The organism is Megasphaera sp. ASD88 (genome assembly GCF_002287425.1).
Taxonomy (GTDB): domain Bacteria; phylum Bacillota; class Negativicutes; order Veillonellales; family Megasphaeraceae; genus Megasphaera; species Megasphaera stantonii.
In genome coordinates, this window is sequence record NZ_NQXW01000067.1 from 1 (window position 1) to 560 (window position 560).

Annotated in this window: 1 protein-coding gene; it reads right to left on the reverse strand. The window is 45.4% G+C overall.

All coding sequences use genetic code 11. The features are described 5' to 3' along the window. Positions 1–135: 135 nt before the first annotated feature. On the reverse strand, positions 136–560 hold a 425-nt coding region (locus tag CJ260_RS12525), incomplete at its 5' end, for a helix-turn-helix domain-containing protein (RefSeq protein WP_095630441.1).

A 560-nucleotide genomic window follows, 5' to 3' on the forward strand; every position in this document is an offset into this window, starting at 1 on the left:
AGCCATAGGTGGTATGCTGTTTGCAAAGTTCCTGTATGGTATCTTCTAATTCTTTGTCCGGATTTTCGCGGCCAACGCGTTTTTGCCAGTACATGTAGGTTGACTTTGCCATGCCGGTGTAGGAGAGGAGATCTTTTAGTTTGAATTGTCCTCGGAGACTGAAGATGACGTTCGCAATCCTCTCCGTTTTGCTTCGTCCTCTAACCGCAGTCTCCTCAGTTCTTTTAAAACTGCATTCTCTATACGGAGCTTGAGAAGTTCATCCTCTAATTCCTTGACGTGCTCTGCGCGGGTGTCAACCTCCGTATGCTGAACTTGTGCTTCTGTTTCTCTTGATTGCGATGTACTCAATGTCTTCTTCCTGCCTTTCCTATGCGGTCTTAACGCATCCGGCCCAGCTATTTTAAAGTCATTTACCCATCTGGCAAGCATTGACGGATTGTTGATTCCCATTTGAAGAGCCAGTTCCTGATACGAGAGTTCGCTTGTTAAGTAAGACTCTACCACAGAAAGCTTTTCTTCGAAAGAGTATTCTTTCCGGGATCGAGATCGTTTTAACC